The organism is Acinetobacter sp. GW821-FHT01E09 (genome assembly GCF_059422385.1).
In genome coordinates this window covers 4,086,465-4,106,282 of record NZ_JBWKWU010000001.1, presented here as the reverse complement: position 1 = coordinate 4,106,282, position 19,818 = coordinate 4,086,465, and the positions used below count along the sequence as shown (strand labels likewise).

18 protein-coding genes and 4 tRNA genes are annotated in these 19,818 nt (G+C 38.0%); 14 read left to right on the top strand and 8 right to left on the bottom strand.

Going from position 1 to position 19,818, the window contains the following annotated elements; all coding sequences use genetic code 11:
* Nucleotides 1-3 precede the first annotated feature (3 nt).
* From AC07U8_RS18740 to rnr, 3 genes are all read right to left on the bottom strand, one after another.
* The gene (locus tag AC07U8_RS18740) at nt 4-2,031 is read right to left on the bottom strand and encodes a M3 family metallopeptidase (protein WP_494738403.1); all 2,028 of its coding nucleotides are present in this window, start codon (nt 2,029-2,031) and stop codon (nt 4-6) included.
* 92 nt (nt 2,032-2,123) lie between these two features.
* The gene (locus AC07U8_RS18735) at nt 2,124-2,759 is read right to left on the bottom strand and encodes a hypothetical protein (RefSeq protein WP_494738402.1); all 636 of its coding nucleotides are present in this window, start codon (nt 2,757-2,759) and stop codon (nt 2,124-2,126) included.
* Nucleotides 2,760-2,916: 157 nt separating this feature from the next.
* Complete coding sequence (rnr, locus tag AC07U8_RS18730) at nt 2,917-5,367, bottom strand: ribonuclease R (protein WP_494738613.1); 2,451 nt, start codon at nt 5,365-5,367, stop codon at nt 2,917-2,919.
* Nucleotides 5,368-5,631: 264 nt separating this feature from the next.
* Between rnr and AC07U8_RS18725 the strand changes: the two genes are divergently transcribed.
* The 3 genes from AC07U8_RS18725 (at nt 5,632) to AC07U8_RS18715 (ending at nt 5,937) form a co-directional block, all read left to right on the top strand.
* Nucleotides 5,632-5,721 (top strand) — tRNA-Ser (locus AC07U8_RS18725).
* A 15-nt stretch (nt 5,722-5,736) separates the two neighbouring features.
* Nucleotides 5,737-5,813, top strand: a tRNA-Arg gene (locus tag AC07U8_RS18720).
* 47 nt (nt 5,814-5,860) lie between these two features.
* Nucleotides 5,861-5,937: transfer RNA gene (locus AC07U8_RS18715), tRNA-Arg, on the top strand.
* A 61-nt stretch (nt 5,938-5,998) separates the two neighbouring features.
* Here AC07U8_RS18715 and AC07U8_RS18710 read toward each other — a convergent pair.
* A complete protein-coding gene (locus tag AC07U8_RS18710) occupies nt 5,999-6,949 on the bottom strand; it encodes a hypothetical protein (RefSeq protein ID WP_494738401.1) in 951 nt (316 codons plus the stop codon).
* Nucleotides 6,950-7,147: 198 nt separating this feature from the next.
* On the opposite strand from AC07U8_RS18710, the gene AC07U8_RS18705 reads away from it, so the two are divergent.
* The 6 genes from AC07U8_RS18705 to AC07U8_RS18680 all read left to right on the top strand — a co-directional run bounded on the left by AC07U8_RS18705 (nt 7,148) and on the right by AC07U8_RS18680 (nt 11,500).
* Nucleotides 7,148-7,345 (top strand): hypothetical protein, encoded by a 198-nt coding sequence (locus AC07U8_RS18705; protein WP_004816901.1) that lies wholly within the window; start codon nt 7,148-7,150, stop codon nt 7,343-7,345.
* A 201-nt stretch (nt 7,346-7,546) separates the two neighbouring features.
* Entirely contained in the window at nt 7,547-8,206 is a 660-nt protein-coding gene (locus AC07U8_RS18700; protein ID WP_209827946.1) for an amino acid ABC transporter permease, read from the top strand.
* Entirely contained in the window at nt 8,196-8,861 is a 666-nt protein-coding gene (locus AC07U8_RS18695) for an amino acid ABC transporter permease (RefSeq protein WP_209827948.1), read from the top strand. Before AC07U8_RS18700 ends, AC07U8_RS18695 begins: the two co-directional genes overlap by 11 nt.
* Nucleotides 8,862-8,863: 2 nt before the next feature.
* Nucleotides 8,864-9,595, top strand: a complete 732-nt coding sequence (locus tag AC07U8_RS18690; protein ID WP_004725765.1) for an amino acid ABC transporter ATP-binding protein — start codon at nt 8,864-8,866, stop codon at nt 9,593-9,595.
* Nucleotides 9,596-9,741: 146 nt separating this feature from the next.
* Complete coding sequence (locus AC07U8_RS18685; protein WP_406565202.1) at nt 9,742-10,563, top strand: transporter substrate-binding domain-containing protein; 822 nt, start codon at nt 9,742-9,744, stop codon at nt 10,561-10,563.
* 73 nt (nt 10,564-10,636) lie between these two features.
* On the top strand, nt 10,637-11,500 hold the full coding sequence (locus AC07U8_RS18680) for a cysteine ABC transporter substrate-binding protein (RefSeq protein ID WP_234624070.1): 864 nt from the start codon (nt 10,637-10,639) through the stop codon (nt 11,498-11,500).
* A 69-nt stretch (nt 11,501-11,569) separates the two neighbouring features.
* On the opposite strand, the gene AC07U8_RS18675 is transcribed toward AC07U8_RS18680, so the two are convergent.
* Entirely contained in the window at nt 11,570-12,007 is a 438-nt protein-coding gene (locus tag AC07U8_RS18675) for a winged helix-turn-helix transcriptional regulator (protein WP_004725772.1), read from the bottom strand.
* A 105-nt stretch (nt 12,008-12,112) separates the two neighbouring features.
* On the opposite strand from AC07U8_RS18675, the gene AC07U8_RS18670 reads away from it, so the two are divergent.
* The 3 genes from AC07U8_RS18670 to AC07U8_RS18660 all read left to right on the top strand — a co-directional run bounded on the left by AC07U8_RS18670 (nt 12,113) and on the right by AC07U8_RS18660 (nt 14,462).
* Entirely contained in the window at nt 12,113-13,372 is a 1,260-nt protein-coding gene (locus AC07U8_RS18670; RefSeq protein WP_494738400.1) for an MFS transporter, read from the top strand.
* A gap of 130 nt (nt 13,373-13,502) precedes the next feature.
* A tRNA-Arg gene (locus AC07U8_RS18665) sits at nt 13,503-13,579 on the top strand.
* A gap of 97 nt (nt 13,580-13,676) precedes the next feature.
* Nucleotides 13,677-14,462 carry a YidX family protein gene (locus AC07U8_RS18660; RefSeq protein ID WP_494738399.1) on the top strand — a complete coding sequence of 262 codons (786 nt, stop codon included), beginning with the start codon at nt 13,677-13,679 and terminating at the stop codon, nt 14,460-14,462.
* A gap of 25 nt (nt 14,463-14,487) precedes the next feature.
* Here the strand turns inward: AC07U8_RS18660 and AC07U8_RS18655 are convergent, their stop codons facing one another.
* The gene (locus AC07U8_RS18655; protein WP_494738398.1) at nt 14,488-15,777 is read right to left on the bottom strand and encodes an SRPBCC family protein; all 1,290 of its coding nucleotides are present in this window, start codon (nt 15,775-15,777) and stop codon (nt 14,488-14,490) included.
* Between the two features lie 189 nt (nt 15,778-15,966).
* Between AC07U8_RS18655 and AC07U8_RS18650 the strand changes: the two genes are divergently transcribed.
* Nucleotides 15,967-16,467 (top strand): YcxB family protein, encoded by a 501-nt coding sequence (locus AC07U8_RS18650; protein WP_004816919.1) that lies wholly within the window; start codon nt 15,967-15,969, stop codon nt 16,465-16,467.
* Between the two features lie 47 nt (nt 16,468-16,514).
* On the top strand, nt 16,515-17,153 hold the full coding sequence (locus AC07U8_RS18645; protein WP_004725784.1) for a fumarylacetoacetate hydrolase family protein: 639 nt from the start codon (nt 16,515-16,517) through the stop codon (nt 17,151-17,153).
* 371 nt (nt 17,154-17,524) lie between these two features.
* Here AC07U8_RS18645 and AC07U8_RS18640 read toward each other — a convergent pair whose 3' ends face one another.
* Together AC07U8_RS18640 and AC07U8_RS18635 are read right to left on the bottom strand one after the other, a co-directional pair.
* Entirely contained in the window at nt 17,525-18,325 is an 801-nt protein-coding gene (locus AC07U8_RS18640) for an AraC family transcriptional regulator (RefSeq protein WP_494738397.1), read from the bottom strand.
* Nucleotides 18,326-18,538: 213 nt separating this feature from the next.
* A complete protein-coding gene (locus AC07U8_RS18635; RefSeq protein ID WP_244014156.1) occupies nt 18,539-19,783 on the bottom strand; it encodes a YihY family inner membrane protein in 1,245 nt (414 codons plus the stop codon).
* Nucleotides 19,784-19,818 lie beyond the last annotated feature (35 nt).

Genomic DNA, 19,818 nt, shown 5'->3' with positions numbered 1-19,818 from the left:
TTTTTAGCTATTCGTCCAACCTTGATGACGTAATAATGCATCTATTTTAGGTTCACGACCACGGAAATTGATAAATGCATCAAGTGCTGTATCTTTTCCGCCAACTGCAAGGATTGCCTTACGGAACTCTTGTCCAGTTTGGGTATTAAACACACCTTCATTTTCAAAGCGGTCAAAAGCATCACTTGCTAAAACTTCTGCCCATTTATAAGAATAATAACCCGCAGCGTAACCACCCGCAAAAATATGGCTAAAGCCATTTTGGAAGCGGTTATAAGGTGCTGTTGCTAAAACAGCATACTTCTGGCGAATATCATCTAAAGTGGCTTGGATTTGTTCGGCATTTAGTGCCGGTGTAAGTTTATGAATGGTTAAATCGAACAGTGCAAACTCAATTTGTCGTAAAGTTTGCATACCTGACTGGAAGAAACGAGCATCGAGTAATGCTTTTAAAAGATGCTCAGGAAGTGAGTCTTTAGATTCAATATGTTCACTGATTAAAGCCAAGCTTTCCGTATCCCATGTCCAAAATTCCATAAACTGGCTAGGTAACTCCACGGCATCCCATGCAACGCCGTGTGTTCCAGCAACTGCAATATTGTCTACTTCGGTCAACATATGGTGTAAGCCATGACCAAACTCATGAAATAAGGTATTGACTTCATCATGCGTTAATAGGGCAGGCTGATCACCGACAGGCGGGGTAAAGTTCCCAACCATATAGCAGATTGGTTTTTGTAACCCCGTTTCGGTTTGCATACGTGAGCGGAAACCACTCATCCATGCACCACCACGTTTACCGTTACGTGCATAGAGGTCAAAGTAAAAACCACCAATCACAGTGCCTTGATCTTCTAGTTCATAATAATGGGCATCTGTATGCCAAAGTGGTGCTTGGCGTTCAATGACTTGAATCCCATATAAACGATTGACCACATTAAATAAGCCTTGAATCACTTTAGGCGCAGGGAAGTATGGTTTTAAATCTTCCTGAGACAGGTTGAACTGTTGAACTTTTAGTTTTTCAGAATAATAACTGCTGTCCCAAGGTTTTAGCTCATCTATGCCATCTTGTTTGGCAATGGCTTTGAGTTCTTCGATTTCTTTTAATGCAGGTGTACGTGCATGCTCTGCTAAATCAACCAGAAATTGATCAACAGTGGCCACATCGGGTGCCATTTTTGAAGCAAGTGAGTATTCTGCAAAATTGTCAAAACCTAAAAGCTTGGCCATTTCCTGACGTAAGCTGAGGATTTCAACCATCACGGGTGCATTGTCAAATTGCGTATCGCTGGCTTGATCTGAGGCGCGTGTAACATAAGCGTGATAGATTTCTTCACGGAGCGCGCGATCTTCTGCATAGGTCATGATGGCCAAATAAGATGGAATATCTAAGGTAGCAACAGGCTGATCTAGTTCGCGTTGTTGACCATATTGTTTGAGTAATTCAATACTGCCTTGCGGTAGACCTTTAAGCTGATCCGTGGTTAAAGTTTTGCTATAGGCTTGGGTTGAATCCAAAACATGATTAGAAAAATCAGAAGACAGTTGTGATAATCGTGCTGAAATTTCTGCATAGCGTTTTTTAGCTTCACCTTCGAGGGCAACACCTGAAAGTTTAAAATCACGTAAAGCCAGCTTAATTGCACTTTGTTGCGCCGTTGGCAAGTCGCTAAAAATCGCATGATCATAAACATTTTGATAAGTTTGGAACAAGGCAACGTGTTGACCGATCTGAGTGTAGTATTCACTTAGACTTGGCAATAAGGCTTGATAGACTTCACGCGTTTCAGTGTTATTCATCACTGCATTGAGGTGTGACAAAATTCCCCAAGATTCACTCATGTAATTTTCAAGTGAATCTACATTTTCGATCACAGCAAGTTGTTGTTGAATGCTTTCAGGGACTTGTACCAAGTCATTTAAAAATTTTTGACCGTCTTGGATGGCTTTTTCAATATTTTGTTTGAGTTGATCTAAACTAATTTGATCAAATTGCGGTACTGGCAACGTTGCCTGTTCTAGTGTCATGAGCTTTATGCCGAATCATTTCTTAAGTTATAGATAGATGTAGGGCTTCTGGCAGAGGAAATCAAGGTGTGACAATAAAATTAACACAGATGTTAATGGACTTGTTTGGCTTTGAGGTTGTATTCAAAAGGGATAGAATATGCGCCCGCATCAAAACTGATGCCCAAAATATCTTTTTTAAGATAAAAGCCATTTGCATTTTTTAGCGCAATAAAATTTCGATCTTCAGCATAGTATCGGTATAGGTATTGCAGATCTGCGCTATCACAGTCATTAGACGTTTTAGAAAGCGTTGCTGTTTTATTTTCAATACATGGGTCAAGTTGCTGAGCAATTTCATTTGAGATTTGTGCTGCAGACAATTGATATTTTTGTAGTATTTGGGACAATGTTGCGAACTGTTTATTTTTTAAATCGATCACGTAATACTTTTTACGAAAATAGCTTCGTCCGCCTTCAATTTCTAAATGGGTATAAACACTTAAATAGTTTTGATCCTGATAGATCTTTCCTGAACTAAAGTCGATACGTGTAGCATCATCTGCCAAAAGTTCGTGTTTGATCTGTTGGTTGATTTTTTCAAAACCTTTGCCTTGGATAAAGGGAATATTTCCTGAAAAATTCGTATATTTTGAGGGAATAGTTTGGGTTTTAAAGGTGATGGTTTCAGCAGAGGCTACACAGCTGAGTAGCAGTATTGAGAGTGATAGTATATTTTTAATTTTCATGCTGTTATTTCTAGAGTTATTTGAGTCGCTATAGATGCATTATAAAACAAGGAAGACTCTATGAGGGTACAAGAAAAGTATTTTTAGATGTATTCAAATTTAAAATTTTAATGATAAAAAAGAGAGCCGAAGCTCTCTGATTTTGTGGTAAGTAAAATTACTCAGTCTTTGCTTTTGCGTTCGACTTTTTCTTTTTTGCTTTAGCCTTTTTCTTCACTTTATCTTTAGCCTTTGTTTCAGGCTGAGTTGCAGCACTTTTTCCAGGTTTTTTATTGTAAGAGCTGGGTTTTCCTTTGGGCTTTTTCTTTCGAATGGGACGTTCCCCATCTTCGTTGGCATTCCCACTGTCAGATTCAGATTTAACTTTGACAGGACGTTCAGAAAAAACTTCTTCTTTGGCAACGGGTTTTGCAACACGTGGTGCACGACTACGGATTACACGGCCGGCATGCGACAATTGTTGTAACAATTCAAAATCAATCTTACGTTCTTCTAGGTTAACCCCAGCAACTTTAATTTTGACTTCGTCACCCAAGCCAAAGGCTTGACCACGATTTTGACCAACTAAATTTTGACTAACTTGGTCATAAACAAAGTAGTCATCGCCCAATTGACTCACGTGAATCATACCATCCACATATAAGTCTTTTAGGGTTACAAATAAACCAAATTCAGCGGTTGCACTGATCACACCAACAAACTCTTCACCTAAATGCTGCTGCATATAGTGACATTTCAGCCATGAAGTAACCGAACGCGAGGCTTCATCTGCACGACGTTCAGTTGCCGAGAAATGTTCCCCCGCATCTTCTAACGCAGCACCTGAAAGAGGATACTTTTTGTTGGTTAAGCCGGCTTTAATCGCACGATGTAATAGCAGGTCAGGGTAGCGACGAATTGGTGATGTGAAATGGGTATATGCTTCATAAGCCAAGCCATAGTGTCCCACATTTTTTGGACCATAGTAGGCTTGCATCATTGAACGTAACAACACCGCATGAATACTTGGTGCATCAATACGATCTTTGGTTGCTTCAATCACCGTTTGATAATCGGCTTGTGTCGGTTGGTCAGGGAATTTAAAGCCCAATAATTTCACAAAGTCTTTTACTTTTTGAATGCGTGAAAACTCTGGTGCTTCATGCACACGATACAACATTGGAACTTCATTTTTTAAGCAATATTCCGCTGCTGCAACGTTAGCAAGCAACATACATTCTTCAATAAGCTTATGCGCAACATTACGTGAACGCGGTAAAATTTCTTTAATTCCACCCAATTCATCAAAAGTCATGTAGGTTTCAACGGTTTCAAATTCCATTGCATGACGTTGTGCACGTAAACCTTTTAAGGTTTCATACAATTGGTAGAGCGTATTGACTGACTTACGGACATCACGATCTTCAGGAATCGCATTGCTGTCGCCATCCAAATATTGTGCAACTTGGGTATAGGTTAAGCGTGCTTTTGAATGCATCACTGACGGATAAAATTCAAATTTAGTCACTTTACCAGCACGACTTAAATTTAAATCACACACCATACATAAACGGTCAACATGTGGATTTAAAGAACATAAGCCATTTGAAAGTGCTTCAGGCAACATTGGTAATACATAGTGTGGGAAATACACCGATGTACCACGTTCTTGCGCTTCATCATCTAAAGGTTTACCAACACGGACATAATGACTGACATCTGCAATCGCGACAACGACACGATAGCCACCACCAGGACGTTTTTCCGCATAGACTGCATCATCGAAATCACGTGCGTCTTCACCATCAATGGTGACTAAAGGCAAATCTCGTAAATCTATACGGCCTTGACGATCTTTTGCAGAAGGTTCTTTAAATGCTTCAGCTTCTTTGATGACTTCTTCTGGGAATTCATAAGGTAAACCATATTCTAAAATGGTTTGCGGGATAATGATTTCAGTATCGGCTTTATCCGCCATTGATTGAATCACATGACCTGTCGCAAATTCATCTCGTGTTGGATAGTCATCAATTTCAACACGTAATGCATCGCCGACTTTGGCTTTGGCATGTTCAATCAGTTCTTTTTCTAAAGTTATGGGTTGATGTGCATTGGGAGGTGCAGGTTGAATAAAGTATTCACCTTCAAATTCTGCAACTTTACCGATCAGTTGTTTAACTCGACGTTGAGTCACTTCAGTAATATAGCCCCAAGCTTTACCTTTACGGTCTACAGAAGTTTGTTGGACTTTAACGCGGTCACCATGGAAGACTTGACGTAATTCACGCTCAGGCAGAAGGAACTCATCTTTCTTCCCATCTAAGCTTGCAACACCTAAACCTTTAGCGTTGACATAAACAGTAGCGTCTAGGGTAGGTTGATCTGCCATCAGCTGATATTTAAAACCATCTTTCATCAACTGACCATCACGGACCATTGCACTTAAACGATGGCTGAGCGCATCTATACTTTTTTGATCGACAATTTCAAGCAGTTCAACAAGATCTGCATGTGACAATGCTTCTTGTTTTCGTTCAATGATTTCTAGGATAAGGGTACGACTTGGAATGGGATTGTCGTAACGCTCAGCTTCAGCTTTGGCTTCAGGATCGACCCAATTTTTCATGATGTATTTGGTTTCTAGTCAGAAGATAGGATTAGCATAAGACATACAGTGGAATACTGCACGTAATTGATTGCAATATTGTGTTTTTAATTTAGTTTTTAGAGAATTTTTCTTGGTATTTGTAGATTGTGATTATTTTACAGCATAAAAAAACAACAAAATGATGAAAATCGCTTAAAAAGTATTTAATTGAGTAAATTTCTCTATTTTTTTTAATGTCATCACTTGCCGAATCGGGTTTTAGTTTGTATTATGGCGGCTCGTTACGGTGAGATGGGTGAGTGGCTGAAACCACATCCCTGCTAAGGATGCATACGGGTAACTGTATCGAGGGTTCGAATCCCTCTCTCACCGCCAACGATTACTTATGACGCGCTCATAGCTCAGCTGGATAGAGCACTTGGCTACGAACTAAGGGGTCGGGAGTTCGAATCTCTCTGAGCGCACCAATAAGTTAATCATGATGTAACGAATGCCTTTTGGCAACACAAGTATTGCGCTCATAGCTCAGCTGGATAGAGCACTTGGCTACGAACTAAGGGGTCGGGAGTTCGAATCTCTCTGAGCGCACCAACTTGAAGAATTAACCGCATACCTTGCGGTTTTTTTGTGCCTGAAATTTAGAGCGATGATTTTAGGCCGGTGATTTTAGTTGGTTGAATATATTAATTCTCTTGGCTATTTTTCGAAAAATAAAATAGCTAAATGCAATAAGCCCAATAATAATGCCAGTGATCTCTAAATAGGAAAAAGTTCTAATTTTAAAAAGAAAAAAGATGCTGATTAAACTTAGACTAAGCCACAATAAACAGAAAAATAGCATTTCATTAAAGAAGAATACTTGAAAGAGCCATTTGCGTAATGCCTTATTTTTAATTCGCGTCAGAAATAAAAACCGATGTTTAAAACCGAATGAACTGTTTGGCGAGATTTCAGCTTTGGACAGCAGCATTCGATAAAAATGGATCTCATCAAAAGACGCATTGAGTTTATTTTTAACAGGCTGTTGTGTCTTTTCATGATTATTTAACCATCTATCCACCTCAAAACAGGGCAGTAAAGACTCTCCAAAACCATCGATATCTAAATATCGATTTTGTGGTGTTTTAAGTTCAAAAGATTTTGGCAGCCAATATTTGGATGGTGATGGACTTTTGGGATTTCGATGTTTTTCTTCAATGAAATGGATCATATCCACCATTTCATTGTTAGCTTCTATACTAAATGGATCAATCATCATTGCCATAATATCGGTAATATTAAGCTCGACTGAAAATGTTGGAGTACGTTGTAAATATTGTAAAAATGATTGCGCTAAAATGGCTACTTTTTCATCATTATAGAGTGCTGACCATATATTGAGTCTGGATTTAAACGTTTCACAGCTTTTTAAGATCGTTGCACGAAAGACGTAATAAGTTAAGCCGTCTTGATCTTGAAGAGAGGTAATGTCTTCAACTTTAAATAAAGCCAACCAAAATAATGGAATCGAGTATTTAACTTCTTGATAGGTCTCATTTTCATCCATTTCACCCGTGGTTCTATCGAGATCGGATGAAATCCAAAGTGTTGAGTAATGTCCCATTGTTTCCTTTTATCATCTGAGTTTTTATAGGAATATTTATGAAATAATAGTACAGGATTGATTGATGTGGAATTTAAATAAAATGAATTTTATTATTTTTTACACGTCTATTCTTGTCGCAGAGCAAGGATTGCAACATCTATTCTAGAGCTAAAAACTTTAAAATAATAAAATAACCGAAGCTTTAGAAAGAAGAACATGAAGAAATATACAGATGGATATTATATTTACCAGCATGTTGATTTTATTTGTCATTTCAACCTGCAACAGTGTGATGGTTGTAATCGCACGCTGACAGGTTTTGTCTATGAACTGCAAATCCAAAGTTTAGAAAATGAATCTGTCATCTTCTGTGCTGAATGTATGGAATTGTTAGACGTGGTGAATGCCGAATAATTGCTTCGGGTCGATGACTGTTTAATTTTAACATTGCTTATTTTTTCACCGCAAAAAGTAAGCATTATCCAGCATTATTTTTATAGAAAAGCTTATCTGATAATCATATTTATTTAGAAAAAATTCTCACTGTAAGATAGTTCCAAATCATTTTTTCTGCTTTAGAGCGTAACAATAAAATAATTATTTTGGACGATTTCTTTGAATTGGCAATATATCTACAGTGTGATGCCACAGTTTGCTTCGGCAATGGTAACGACACTCAAAATCTCAATCATCAGTATTATTCTCGCAATAGTGGTTGGTTTAATTTGCAGTATTCTCATTACCTATCGGGTACGGGTCTTTGACAAAATTGCCAAAATTTACATTGAATTATCACGCAATACACCCTTATTGATTCAGCTATTTTTCCTCTATTACGGTTTACCAAAACTGGGGATTAAAATTGATGGATTTAGCTGTGGGGTCATTGGTCTAACTTTTCTAGGTGGAAGCTATATGGCTGAAGCCTTTCGTGCGGGTTTACAAGCTGTGGCCAAAGGGCAAATTGATTCTGGTGAAAGTATTGGACTGAATCCACTGCAAGTTTTTCAATATGTGATCTTCCCTCAAGCTCTAGCAATTTCAATTCCTGCAATTGGTGCAAATTGTTTATTTCTGATTAAAGAAAGTTCTGTGGTGAGTGCCATCGCAGTGGTGGAACTATTGTTTGTCACCAAAGACTTAATTGGTATGGATTATAAAACCACAGAAGCATTGTTTCTCTTGATCATGTCTTATCTGATTATTTTATTGCCTGTGTCTATTCTCACCAGTTATCTGGAATACCGCAGTCGGAAGGTGAGCCATGGAATTTGATTATCTGTTTCAACCCAGCCACCTTGCACGATTACTGGAAGGGCTGTGGGTTACTGCAAAAATTGCCTTTATATCAGTATTTTTTTCAGCAATTTTTGGCACGATTTTCGGTGTCATTATGACATCAAAAAATTTACTGATTAAAAGTTTGTGTCGACTGTATTTAGAAGCGATTCGGATTATTCCAATTCTGGTTTTATTGTTTGTTTTCTATTTTGGCTTTGCAACATGGTTTAACTGGCAGCTCTCAGCGGTACTGGTATGTATTGTGGTTTTTGTATTATGGGGGACTGCTGAAATGGGCGATTTAGTCCGTGCTGCCATCACATCGATAGACCAACATCAACGCGATTCTGCACATGCACTTGGCCTGAGTTCTATGCAAACTTTGGGCTATGTGATTTTCCCGCAGAGTTTAAAAAGAGTCACACCGGGCGCAATCAATTTATTCACGCGTATGATTAAAACTAGCTCCTTGGCAGTGCTGATTGGCGTGGTCGACGTGATTAAAGTCGGACAGCAAATTATTGAAAATTCGCTGTTAATTGTTCCGAATGCATCTCTTTGGATTTATGGTTTGATCTTTATTTTATATTTCATCATTTGCTATCCCTTATCCCGTTTAGCGACGCATTTAGAAAAAGTTTGGGAGTAATCATGACTTTGTTATCTATACAACATTTACAGAAATCATTTGCAGAAAGTCATATTTTACAAGGCATAGATTTGGACGTAAAACAGGGTGAAGTTGTGGTGATCCTTGGTCCATCGGGATGTGGGAAAAGCACATTGTTGCGTTGTATCAATGGCTTGGAGAAAATTCAGGGTGGCACAATCAATTTAGCTGGCTCAGGTGTATTGGGCAAAGATTTAGCATGGGTGGATGTACGTCAAAAAATTGGCATGGTGTTTCAAAACTATGAACTTTTTGGGCATATGAATGTGATTGATAACATTTTATTAGGCCCTTTAAAAGTTCAAAAACGAACAAGAGCTGAAGCTGAGAAAGTCGCAGACGAATTATTGAAACGTGTCGGTTTATACGATCGTAAGCGAGATTATCCGCGACAGTTATCGGGTGGGCAAAAGCAACGTATCGCAATTGTGCGTTCATTGGTGATGCAGCCTCAAGTGATTCTGCTAGATGAAATCACCGCTGCTTTAGACCCTGAAATGGTCCGTGAAGTATTAGATGTGGTTTTAAAACTTGCACATGAAGGAATGACCATGTTGATCGTGACTCATGAAATGTCTTTTGCCAGAAAAGTCGCAGACCGAATTATTTTTATGGATAAAGGCAAAATTATTGAGCAAGCCACACCTGAACAATTTTTTGAGCATCCACAGACTGAACGGGCAAAAGCCTTTTTAAATATGTTGAATTACTAACAGTAATTTAGACATCAATATTCACCCTAATAGCAACACAGAATGATCTATAAAAATGAGGATGTATGGCTTTATCTTATTTAACTCAACCATCGAATTTTTTTAATATTTCCAACGTTGTTCGAACATTGAGTGTAGCCTTATGTATGGGAATGTTGAGCGCATGTAGTCAGCCAACTGAACCAAATGCATCAGCGGAGAAAAATACCCAGAATGATCAATCTTTAGATCAGATTAAAAAGCAGGGCGTGTTTCGTGTGGCTGTTTTTGCAGATAATCCACCATTTGGTTATGTGGACAGTGCAGGTAAACCACAAGGTTTTGATATCGCTTTAGCAAAAAGAGTGACCAAAGATTTGCTTGGGGATGAAAATAAAGTTGAATTTGTGGTGACTGAGGCTGCTAATCGGGTGGAGTTTTTAAAATCGGGTAAAGCAGATGCGGTATTTGCCAGCTTTTCAGTTACTCCTGAACGTAAACAAGTGGTTGATTTTGCTCAACCATATTTAAAGGCGGCTTTAGGCATCGTATCGCCTAAAGCCAAGACGATTACCAATATTCAGCAGCTTGAAGGCAAAACCTTGATCGTCAATAAAGGCTCGACATCAGATATTTATTTCACTAAGAATTATCCAAAAATTAATTTATTAAAGTTTGAACAAAATACCGATGCCTTTAATGCCTTGAAAGATGGTCGTGGTGATGCAATTTCTCAAGACAGTACTTATGCCTTGGCATGGGCAGCTGAGAATCCAACATTTACGGCGGGAATTCAACAAATTGGTAATCAAGACTTTATTGCACCTGCAGTGAAAAAGGGCAATAGCCAACTTCTAAATTGGCTCAATACTGAAATTTCAAGCTTACAAAAAACAGGTGAAATTCAGAAGATTTATGATCAGACCTTAAAGCCTGTTTACGGTGGAACTGTGGATGCTCAAGTCTTTTTGGATGTAACACCGAAATAAAAATTGCATTAAAGCGTTTAACTATGAAAAGAAATCATTGTTTAAATATGAAAATAGATCAGAGGAAAATTAAATGAATATATCAATAAAACAGCTGACTCATCTACTTGCGGCTTCAGTGCTTAGCTTAGGGTTGGCGGCGTGTAATAAAAACGCGCCAACAACTGAAAAAGCTGCTGAACCTGAAAAAACCAGCTCAAGTATCGAGCAAATTAAGAAAAATGGTGTGGTTCGTATCGGGGTGTTTAGTGATAAACCGCCTTTTGGTTACTTGGATGCACAAGGTAAAAACCAGGGGTTTGATGTGGAAATTGCCAAGCATGTTGCCAAAGATCTATTGGGAGATGAAAACAAAGTTCAATTTGTTTTAACGGAAGCTGCCAATCGTGTGGAGTACCTTAAAGCCAATAAGGTGGATATTATTTTTGCCAATTTCACCGTGACACCTGAACGCAAGGAAGTTGTCGATTTTGCCAAGCCTTATTTAAAGGTTTCTTTGGGCGTTGTATCACCTAAAGCTAAGCCGATTACTGATATTGCACAGCTTAAAGACCAGACTTTATTGGTCAATAAAGGCACGACAGCAGACTCATTCTTTAGCAAATCACATCCTGAAATTAAATTACAAAAGTACGAGCAGAATACAGAGACCTTTGATGCGCTGAAAGATGGACGTGGTGTGGCTTTGGCACATGACAATTTATTGGTACTGGCTTGGGCAAAAGAGAACCCAAATTACACTGTGGGTATTACCAGCTTAGGTCAGCATGATTTAATTGCACCTGCAGTTAAAAAAGGCGATAAAGAATTATTGGATTGGTTGAATCAAGACTTAGAAAAATTATCTAAAGCAGGGGTTATCCAGCAAGCCTATGAAAAGACGTTAAAACCTGTCTACGGTGATAGCATTAATCCAAAAGATTTATTGGTTGAGTAAAACCCTTAAAACTTAAGTTTGCTCTTTAAAAAATATCATCGACTTTAACTGGGAAAACATGATTTGCATTTAATTGATCTTTTTCACAAAGGTCTCTTGTGCAAGTAGATGTTTTCCTTTTTTTGTCATAGGTTGCATAAGTGCCAATTCATCACCTGTATTTTTCTCAAGTAAAATAGAATGTGGTTGATCCTCAGCAAATAAAAATTGCTCACCCCATTGACGTAATGCCACGATGATCGGGAACAGTGCATAACCTTGTTCAGTGAGCACATATTCCAAATAGGCTGAGCCATTAGAAGCAGGTTGGTTCTTTAGAATTTGAGCATCAATAAGTTTAGCCAAACGATCAGATAAAATATTTTTGGCGACATTTAAATTTTTTTGAAAATCACTAAATCGTTTTACTCCATCAAAAGCTTCGCGAATGATCAATAAAGCCCAACGATCTCCAATCAATTGCACTGACCGTGCAACTGGGCAAGCTTCATATCTGTCTTGATTCATCAGTCGTTCCTTTCATCTTAAAAAATAGACTATAAATCTAGTTGCAATTTAAAACAAGATTGCGTAATTTAATCTGGTTGCAAATTAAAACTAGATTGGTGAAAAATGAACAAAACAGATCATCAACAGCGCAATAAAACAAGAGAACAGCAGCGATCTCAGCTTTCTCCAGCCTTGGTGATGCTGTTGGCGTGTGCTGCTGGATTGAGTGTTGCAAATGTTTATTATGCACAGCCATTGCTGGATTTGATTGCCCAAGATTTTAAATTAGATTATTCGTGGGCGGGGTTAGTTGTTTCATTGACTCAAGTGGGATCAATCATTGCATTAATTTTTATTGTGCCTTTAGGCGATTTATTACCACGAAAATCTTTGACGTTGTTTCAGTCCATCATTTTATGCCTAGCTTTAATCTCGTTGGTTTTTTCAGATCATATTTTCACGTTGTTATTGAGTATGCTGATTGTGGGCATGTTGGGCACAGCGATGACCCAAGGCTTAATTGTTTATGCATCAGTTTTGGCAGCTGCTGATGAACGCGGCAAAATCGTCGGTACAGTCCAAGCTGGTGTATTGATTGGCATACTTTTATCTCGGGTACTGTCTGGTAGTTTAGCGGATTGGTTTGGATGGCAAGGGGTATATATATTCTCTGTACTATGTATGAGTATGATCAGTGTGTTTTTATGGAAATACTTAGCTGTTATCCGTATCGAAAAAGATCCTATTCAGCAATCTACTTATTCCCAGATGATCTTTTCATTGTTTGAACAATTGTTTAAAAATAGAGTGTTACAGATTAGAGGCGTACTTGCTTTCATCATTTTCGTCAATTTAAATCTGTTTTGGAATGCATTGGTATTTCCTTTATCTGTCCAGCCTTTTGAATATTCACATAGTTTGATTGGTTTTTTAGGCATCATTGGTGCTATTGGTGCAGTTATGGCAATCCGTGTTGGTGGGTTGGCTGATCGAGGCTATGCGCAGCGTGTTACACAATATGCGTTTCTATTACTGATTGGAGCTTGGGTCATTTTAACCAGCTTATATTTTTCAATTTGGATTTTTATTTTAGCGATTATTTTATTGGATGTGGCCATTCAATCAGTTCATGTGATTAATCAAAGTCTGATCTTCCAAGCGGATATTCGATTACATGGGCGATTGGTTGGTGCTTATATGTTGTTTTATGCATTGGGCAGTGCTGTGGGATCATTACTGGCAACAACACTCTATGGTCATTGGGGATGGTATGCTGTGTGTACGGCTGGAATATTATTGAGTGTGGTTGGCTATTTATTTTGGTTGTTTACTGAAAAATATTTAATTCAATTTCAAATGAAACAGCATGCAAGCAGTGTATAAATGCATAAATCCTAGGTTTTTTGTCGATTTAAAGATAAATAGCCCAAATACTAAACACTTGGTGTTTAATTATTGAAATAATCCTTAACAAAAAAATGAAAAGGCGTATAATGCGTCCCATCAAGACGTCGCGCTCATAGCTCAGCTGGATAGAGCACTTGGCTACGAACTAAGGGGTCGGGAGTTCGAATCTCTCTGAGCGCACCAACTTGATAAAATATTTAAAAAAACCGCTTTATTGCGGTTTTTTTGTGCCTAAAAAATGGCACAATGAGTGAGATAATAAAAATAAGGCCAATCATGAATGCATAAGTATTTCTCATTGTTTATTGTGCTGGTCATCAGTCAAATGATCGGATGTACCGCTATTCTATGGAATAACAGTGATTCTGGCAGGTTGGCGACGGGTAAAGTGGTTTCAACCCATGCAGATCGTGTGATTGTAGACCAGGATCAAATTGTCGGTTTTGCCTATTTAACAGAAAATGCTTCCTCAAAAAATAGCCAAGATAGAAACAATGTAGATCGCTCCTTAATCGTGGTTGGGCAAAAATATGCGTATATGATTGATATTGGAAATAAGGAAGTTTTAGAGACCATTCAATCTGATTTAGACCCCAAGTATTGGCGGATCAAACCTGTCCGTCCGAGTGACAGGCATTTTAGCTTGTCTTTAATGCCTGAAAGCGATGATCAAAAAAATCCACAAGCAGCTCAATTTAGCGGTGATATTGAACTGTATTATGCAAAAAACAATTTAACTGAACAGGAAGAAAATAGGTTATCTCGACTTGGACTGAGTCAGTACGAATATGGTCAGGAAAACTCTGAATTTTATCAAAGAAAAATTGGATTGGTTGGGCGTGTTGTGGGTTTAAACGCTGAAATTAAAAATATGAAATTTCAGAACTTTAGTCAAAATTATACGATTGAAATGTATACACAAGGAAAAACCAAATACTCACTACATTCTAAAACACTGTTGCAGAAAATCGCCTTAACCCCAGTCACTTTAGTTGGTGACTTGGTCGCAATCCCGTTATATTTTCTATTTAATATTGGCACAACAATTAAACATCTGGCTGATTAATTGAGTTTTAAAAGTTCAATCAGCATTACTTTACTTTTTGAGCAAAAATTGCGTTTGCACCCAGTGCAGGTAACATTTCATGGTAGGGTAAACTGCGTGCTGCTTTCAGTAGGAATGGTGCTTTTTCATCAATTTTGATGGTGGTGGTCATTTTGAGTAAGGTGTTATTGCCTTGGGGTAAAAATTGAATTTGACCTTTGAGATAACGTAAATCCCCTCCATTGGCATAGAAGTTATTTTCAGTGGCTTTGGGATAGCTAAAACGCATTTTAAAATCAAAAGGGATACTAATAACCACCAATCCGACACTGACTTTAAAGTCTGCATCTTGTCCTTGTGTGTTGATCGCTGTGGTTTTAATGCTTTTGATTTGTTTTGGAAAAATTTCTTTATAGGATAAGGGTTGTGTCCAACGTTGTAATTGTTGCGGGGCGGCATTTAAATATTGATAGCTTGTGGTAAAGCGTAAAACTTCACGACCATGGGTATAAGGTACAGTGACAGGATTAAGTACAATACTGACGGGCTGTTGCGCGTTGGCACTGACCTGAACAATTTTATTGATTTGAGCTGTATTTAATTGGGGGCTAGGCAGTTGCCCTGCATTTAATGCCGTCACTTTTTTAGCAGTATATTTATTTTTGAGTGCTTCTAAAACAAAGGCGCTCGAACCATTTGGAATCGCCAGTTTTACTTCAGGGAAAGCATTTAAAATTTTCTTAAACAAGAAACCTTGCGGTTGGTTTAAATCGCCCCATTGTGTCAGGGTCACTAAGGTTTTGTTGTCAGCTAAATTGAACCATTCAAATTTCCCTAATGCATAAGGAATTGGACCATCAATCACCATGGTTGAAATGCTATTTTGTCCAATTTGATGCTGCATCACCACATCTTCATTAAAATTCAATACAGGTATCGGTGTAGGGATGGAAATACGATATTTCAATTGACTGACAGGTCCTGCTGTTTCGATGACTTTTGCTGATTTTAAAGTCGGGAATAACCCAACATATTGTGTGTAATGGCTTAAAGTTTTAGCCACTTCTTGGCTACTTACAGGCACAACAATGGCTGCTGTTGAAAATTTAGCTATAGGTTGGGGCTGTTTGCTGAATGTTGGTAGGGAGGTCTTGGTCGCTGGATGGGCATAAATTAAAATATTGTCTTGTGCAATTGCCGCGATTTGCTGGGCATTATTGTCAAATGGTTTTAACGCACTGGGAATATTATCGGTCCAAGTGACCAATTTCGCGAAACTGATTTGACTGATACCGATTAAGAGTACTAGACTGATATTTAAATAAAAAGCTTTCATCACAATTCCTTTTGCGCCTTGATAAGCGGCAATCTTTTGTTTTTATAAAAACCATTTGTATGAAAGACCCTAAAAGGATTCACTTTTAAAAAATAGAGGTGTTCTGTAAAACAAGATGAAAATCCGCATCTCGCTGGAAAAATCTAGTGTAATATCTTGGCATCGTAAAACATTTGTATTGAAGCAACTATGTCAGACACCCAGCCTGCATTATCTGCACGTTATTATCTTAATTTAGAAGAATCTCAAGACGGTTTTAAACTGGCAACTTTTGGTAAAAAGCAAATTAGCCAATTTCTCACGCCTTTGGTCAGCATCGGAATCATGGTTTGGGGGATTTACCTCGGTTTAGAGGGTGTGGGTAAATATTATGTTTGCTTAGGTGCTTTTTTCTTAATTCTGCAAATGCTGATGCGCTATTGGTTTTTACCGATGATGTTTAAACGCCAATTCGTTAAATATCAATTTGGTAAAAGTGAACAAGGTATTGAATTATTTCAAGACTATATGGAATTATTCAGTAGTGGTCGTCCAAAGCAAGTTCATCATTATTCAGATGTAGATAAATTTGCAGAAGGCAAGCTTACCTATATGATCGAATTAAAAAATCGTACTGTGGTGATTGTGCCTAAACGAGCATTTGCGACACCCGCAGATCAAACGATTTTTATCAATACTTTTAAAAAGTAATTTGGAATTATAAAGTTTTTAACGCTGATCAATAAGAAGGGAACAATATGAGTACACGTCCATCTAAAATTGTATGTGTCGGTCGTAGTTATGCAGCGCATGCAGCAGAATTAGGTAATGCAATTCCAGATCGTCCAGTCTTATTTATCAAGCCACCCAGTAGTTTGATTTCATTGCAAGACGGTATCTCTTGGAATGAGGCGTGGGGAAATTGCCACCATGAGTGTGAACTGACGTTACGTATAGATAAGCCACTTAAGGGCGAAACCAATTTAGATAAAGTATTGGATGCGATTGGTGCTGTGACTTTAGGCTTAGATTTAACTTTACGTGATCTCCAAGATGACTTAAAGGGCAAAGGCCAGCCTTGGGAACGTTCAAAAGCTTTTGATGGTTCATGTGTACTGGCAGATTGGGTCAGTGTGGATGAGATTAAAGATTGGTCGGCTGTTACTTTTGAATTTGCAGTAAATGATGAAGTTCGTCAAAAGGGCGATACTGCTTTATTGATTTTTGATATTGCTTACTTACTTGCAGACATCTGCCAAGTATTCTCTTTAGAACCAGGCGATGTGGTGATGACAGGGACACCTGCTGGTGTTGCAGCATTGGCTTCTGGTGATCAATTGAGTATGACTTTACATGGTCAAAGCCAAGATTTTGTTTGGAAAACTTTTGTAAAATAAGCACTTAAAATTCAAGCAACCCAGTGTTTATTTATAATCAATACGCATTGGGTTTTTTATTATCTACAGTTTTATACAACAACAATTATCGCTAACTTTTGAGATATATTACGCTTGATTTATCCGTTGAAATTTACAGCCAGTTGAAATTTACAGCATCGCTATTTTTTAGCTATCGTGCAGAAGCTTAGACGAAACGCTTTGATAGCGAAGAAGCAGAAAAGCTGGATGACTTTGGTAAATTACTACATAACCCAAAGTTAAATTCAGCCCATGTATTTTTAGATCAGTGTATAGATTGGTCGGAAAGATTGTTTATTATCAGTATTTAGATCGCTCCACTTCATCTATTTAAAATGTAAAAAGTTGATTTAGTGATGCAACAATTTTCTAAACTGATCTGGGGTCCGCATCATCCAACGTTTAAACATATTGATAAAAGCAGAAGCATTGGCATAACCTAAATCCAGTGCAATGCTTTCAACCGTTTTTCCCTCATTGAGCATAGACATGGCTTTCATGACTTTAAGGCGTTGTCGCCATTCATTGAGTGACATTGCCAACTCTTTTTGACTCAGTCTTGCCAAGGTACGTTCAGTCATATTAATCCGTTGGGCTAAAGCCTCTAGGGTACTGTGATCAGCAGGGTGGGCATGTAAAAAATCCAAAACTTGTTTTAAGGCAGCATGATTGGTATGGGGTAAATAACTACCGATTAACTCAGCATGTTGTAATTGATCAAGTAATACCTGTAATAGCCGCAAATATTCGGGCTCAGATGCTTGCATTGGGTGTTGTTTGATGTGCTGTAAAATCGCTGAAACCAAGGGTGAGGTTAAGAGAATCCCAGCTTGTTGAGGTAAGGCACTACATAACGATTGGTGGATATACAAAGTTGCATGCGAAACAGGAGTCCGGTTCAAACCACTGTGTTGCGTATATGGCGGTAACCAAACTCCATATGGAGGTGGCGTAATATAATTAATTTGATCAATATTGACTTCCATCACCCCATTAAAGGCATAAATAAATTCGCCCCAAGCATGCCCATGTTCAGGATAAACAGACAGTGCAGGATCATGTCGAAAAATAAGCCACAGCGGTGCAACAATTTCATCATTGGTACTGAGTTGAGTCAGTATATTTTTATCATTGGTTTTTGTTATCGTCATGCAAAGATTGCCTGAATAAAAAAGATCTTTTGTCTACTTTGAATTATATCCTATAAAAAAGACAGGCAAATACCATTGTGGTGTCTTTTATCCGCTTTATACAGTGGTTTTGGTTATTGCGAAATTATCACGATTCATCAAAAAAGTAATATCACGTCCCTTTCCAATGGGCACTGCTTGGAAAGGGACGTTGTTTATCTATCTGGATAAAAATTACTTATCATCCAAAATGGTTGAAAGCGGAATCGATAATTTGGCTGCCAAATATTCATCGGATTCAATTAAAGTTGGACCAATATGCTTCATCCAAACATCATCATCATGTACATGTTCAACATCATGACGACGAGGCAGGGTATAAGGTAATGATGTATAGAATGACCAGAAATCAATTTCATCTAAATTTCTGACCAGCACATATTCATTATTGTCAGTGCATTTAACCAAATTCTGTTTTTCTAGAAGTTGGATATAAACTGGCCAACGTCCAATTTCACCACGACCTAAAATATTTAATGCTTCTGCATCAGTTACCACTTCACCCGTTTTTTGTTTTTTATAAAATAATTCCAGAATATCGAGCATCATCAACACAGGATGGCGGGTCTGGATTTTACCTGTATGAAATGCGGTAAGCGCATAACTGATTTCCACACCCAATAAGACGATATTCCACGATAAAAAGATCCACAATAGGAAAATTGGTACAGCAGCAAAAGCACCATAAACAAGGGTATAGCTGGTGAAATTTGCCATAACAAAACCAAATAGGTTTTTAAGTAGCTCAAATGCAATCGCACCAAAAAGACCTGCAATCGCGGCCGCTCGAACAGGAATACTGCGATTTGGAATCGTCCAATATAAAATGAAAAAGCCTAAAGTAGTCAGTGCAAACGAAATGACCCCAAGTAACGCTGTACCATCAACTTCATAACCTGCAAAGTTATTACTTAAAACATTCATAGAGGCCAATGTTGATGAAATGACAAAGGCACTCCCCAATAAAATCGGGCCTAAAGAAATAATGGTCCAATAACGCATAAAGCCAATGATGCCATTACGCGTTTCTTGAACACGCCAAATCCGATTAAAAACCGTTTCGATACTGGTAAGCATCAGTACTGTGGTAATGAATAAAAACAGCACACCAATAACAGTTAAATTACTTGAGTTCTCGGTAAAGACATTAAAAGCTTTATCAAAAGCAATGCTGGTTTTCGGCAAGAAATTACTATAAATCATCTGCTGGAGTTGCTGTCTAGCAGGCTCTAAGGCTTTGATTGATGAGATAATAACCAAGAAAACAGTCAACATTGGAACAACAGCAAATAATGTCGTATAGGTCAGCGATCCCGCTTGTTCACGACAACGATCTGCTTCAAAACGACCGAGTACAAAAAGAATGAATTGAAACCAAGTTTTTTCATAGAAAGGGAGTTTTTTAAGTAATTCAAGCATATATATCTTTGATCTCAATTATTTTTCGGCATATC

Excerpts from the sequence above, each read along its gene's own strand:
- AC07U8_RS18660 (WP_494738399.1), top strand. The coding sequence starts at position 13,677 with ATGCATAAGTATTTCTCATTGTTTATTGTGCTGGTCATCAGTCAAATG.
- AC07U8_RS18650 (WP_004816919.1), top strand. The coding sequence starts at position 15,967 with ATGTCAGACACCCAGCCTGCATTATCTGCACGTTATTATCTTAATTTA.
- AC07U8_RS18735 (WP_494738402.1), bottom strand. The coding sequence starts at position 2,759 with ATGAAAATTAAAAATATACTATCACTCTCAATACTGCTACTCAGCTGT.
- AC07U8_RS18695 (WP_209827948.1), top strand. The coding sequence starts at position 8,196 with ATGGAATTTGATTATCTGTTTCAACCCAGCCACCTTGCACGATTACTG.
- AC07U8_RS18705 (WP_004816901.1), top strand. The coding sequence starts at position 7,148 with ATGAAGAAATATACAGATGGATATTATATTTACCAGCATGTTGATTTT.
- AC07U8_RS18635 (WP_244014156.1), bottom strand. The coding sequence starts at position 19,783 with ATGCTTGAATTACTTAAAAAACTCCCTTTCTATGAAAAAACTTGGTTT.
- AC07U8_RS18710 (WP_494738401.1), bottom strand. The coding sequence starts at position 6,949 with ATGGGACATTACTCAACACTTTGGATTTCATCCGATCTCGATAGAACC.
- AC07U8_RS18740 (WP_494738403.1), bottom strand. The coding sequence starts at position 2,031 with ATGACACTAGAACAGGCAACGTTGCCAGTACCGCAATTTGATCAAATT.
- AC07U8_RS18690 (WP_004725765.1), top strand. The coding sequence starts at position 8,864 with ATGACTTTGTTATCTATACAACATTTACAGAAATCATTTGCAGAAAGT.
- AC07U8_RS18680 (WP_234624070.1), top strand. The coding sequence starts at position 10,637 with ATGAATATATCAATAAAACAGCTGACTCATCTACTTGCGGCTTCAGTG.
- AC07U8_RS18645 (WP_004725784.1), top strand. The coding sequence starts at position 16,515 with ATGAGTACACGTCCATCTAAAATTGTATGTGTCGGTCGTAGTTATGCA.
- AC07U8_RS18685 (WP_406565202.1), top strand. The coding sequence starts at position 9,742 with ATGGGAATGTTGAGCGCATGTAGTCAGCCAACTGAACCAAATGCATCA.
- AC07U8_RS18655 (WP_494738398.1), bottom strand. The coding sequence starts at position 15,777 with ATGAAAGCTTTTTATTTAAATATCAGTCTAGTACTCTTAATCGGTATC.
- AC07U8_RS18675 (WP_004725772.1), bottom strand. The coding sequence starts at position 12,007 with ATGAATCAAGACAGATATGAAGCTTGCCCAGTTGCACGGTCAGTGCAA.
- AC07U8_RS18670 (WP_494738400.1), top strand. The coding sequence starts at position 12,113 with ATGAACAAAACAGATCATCAACAGCGCAATAAAACAAGAGAACAGCAG.
- AC07U8_RS18640 (WP_494738397.1), bottom strand. The coding sequence starts at position 18,325 with ATGACGATAACAAAAACCAATGATAAAAATATACTGACTCAACTCAGT.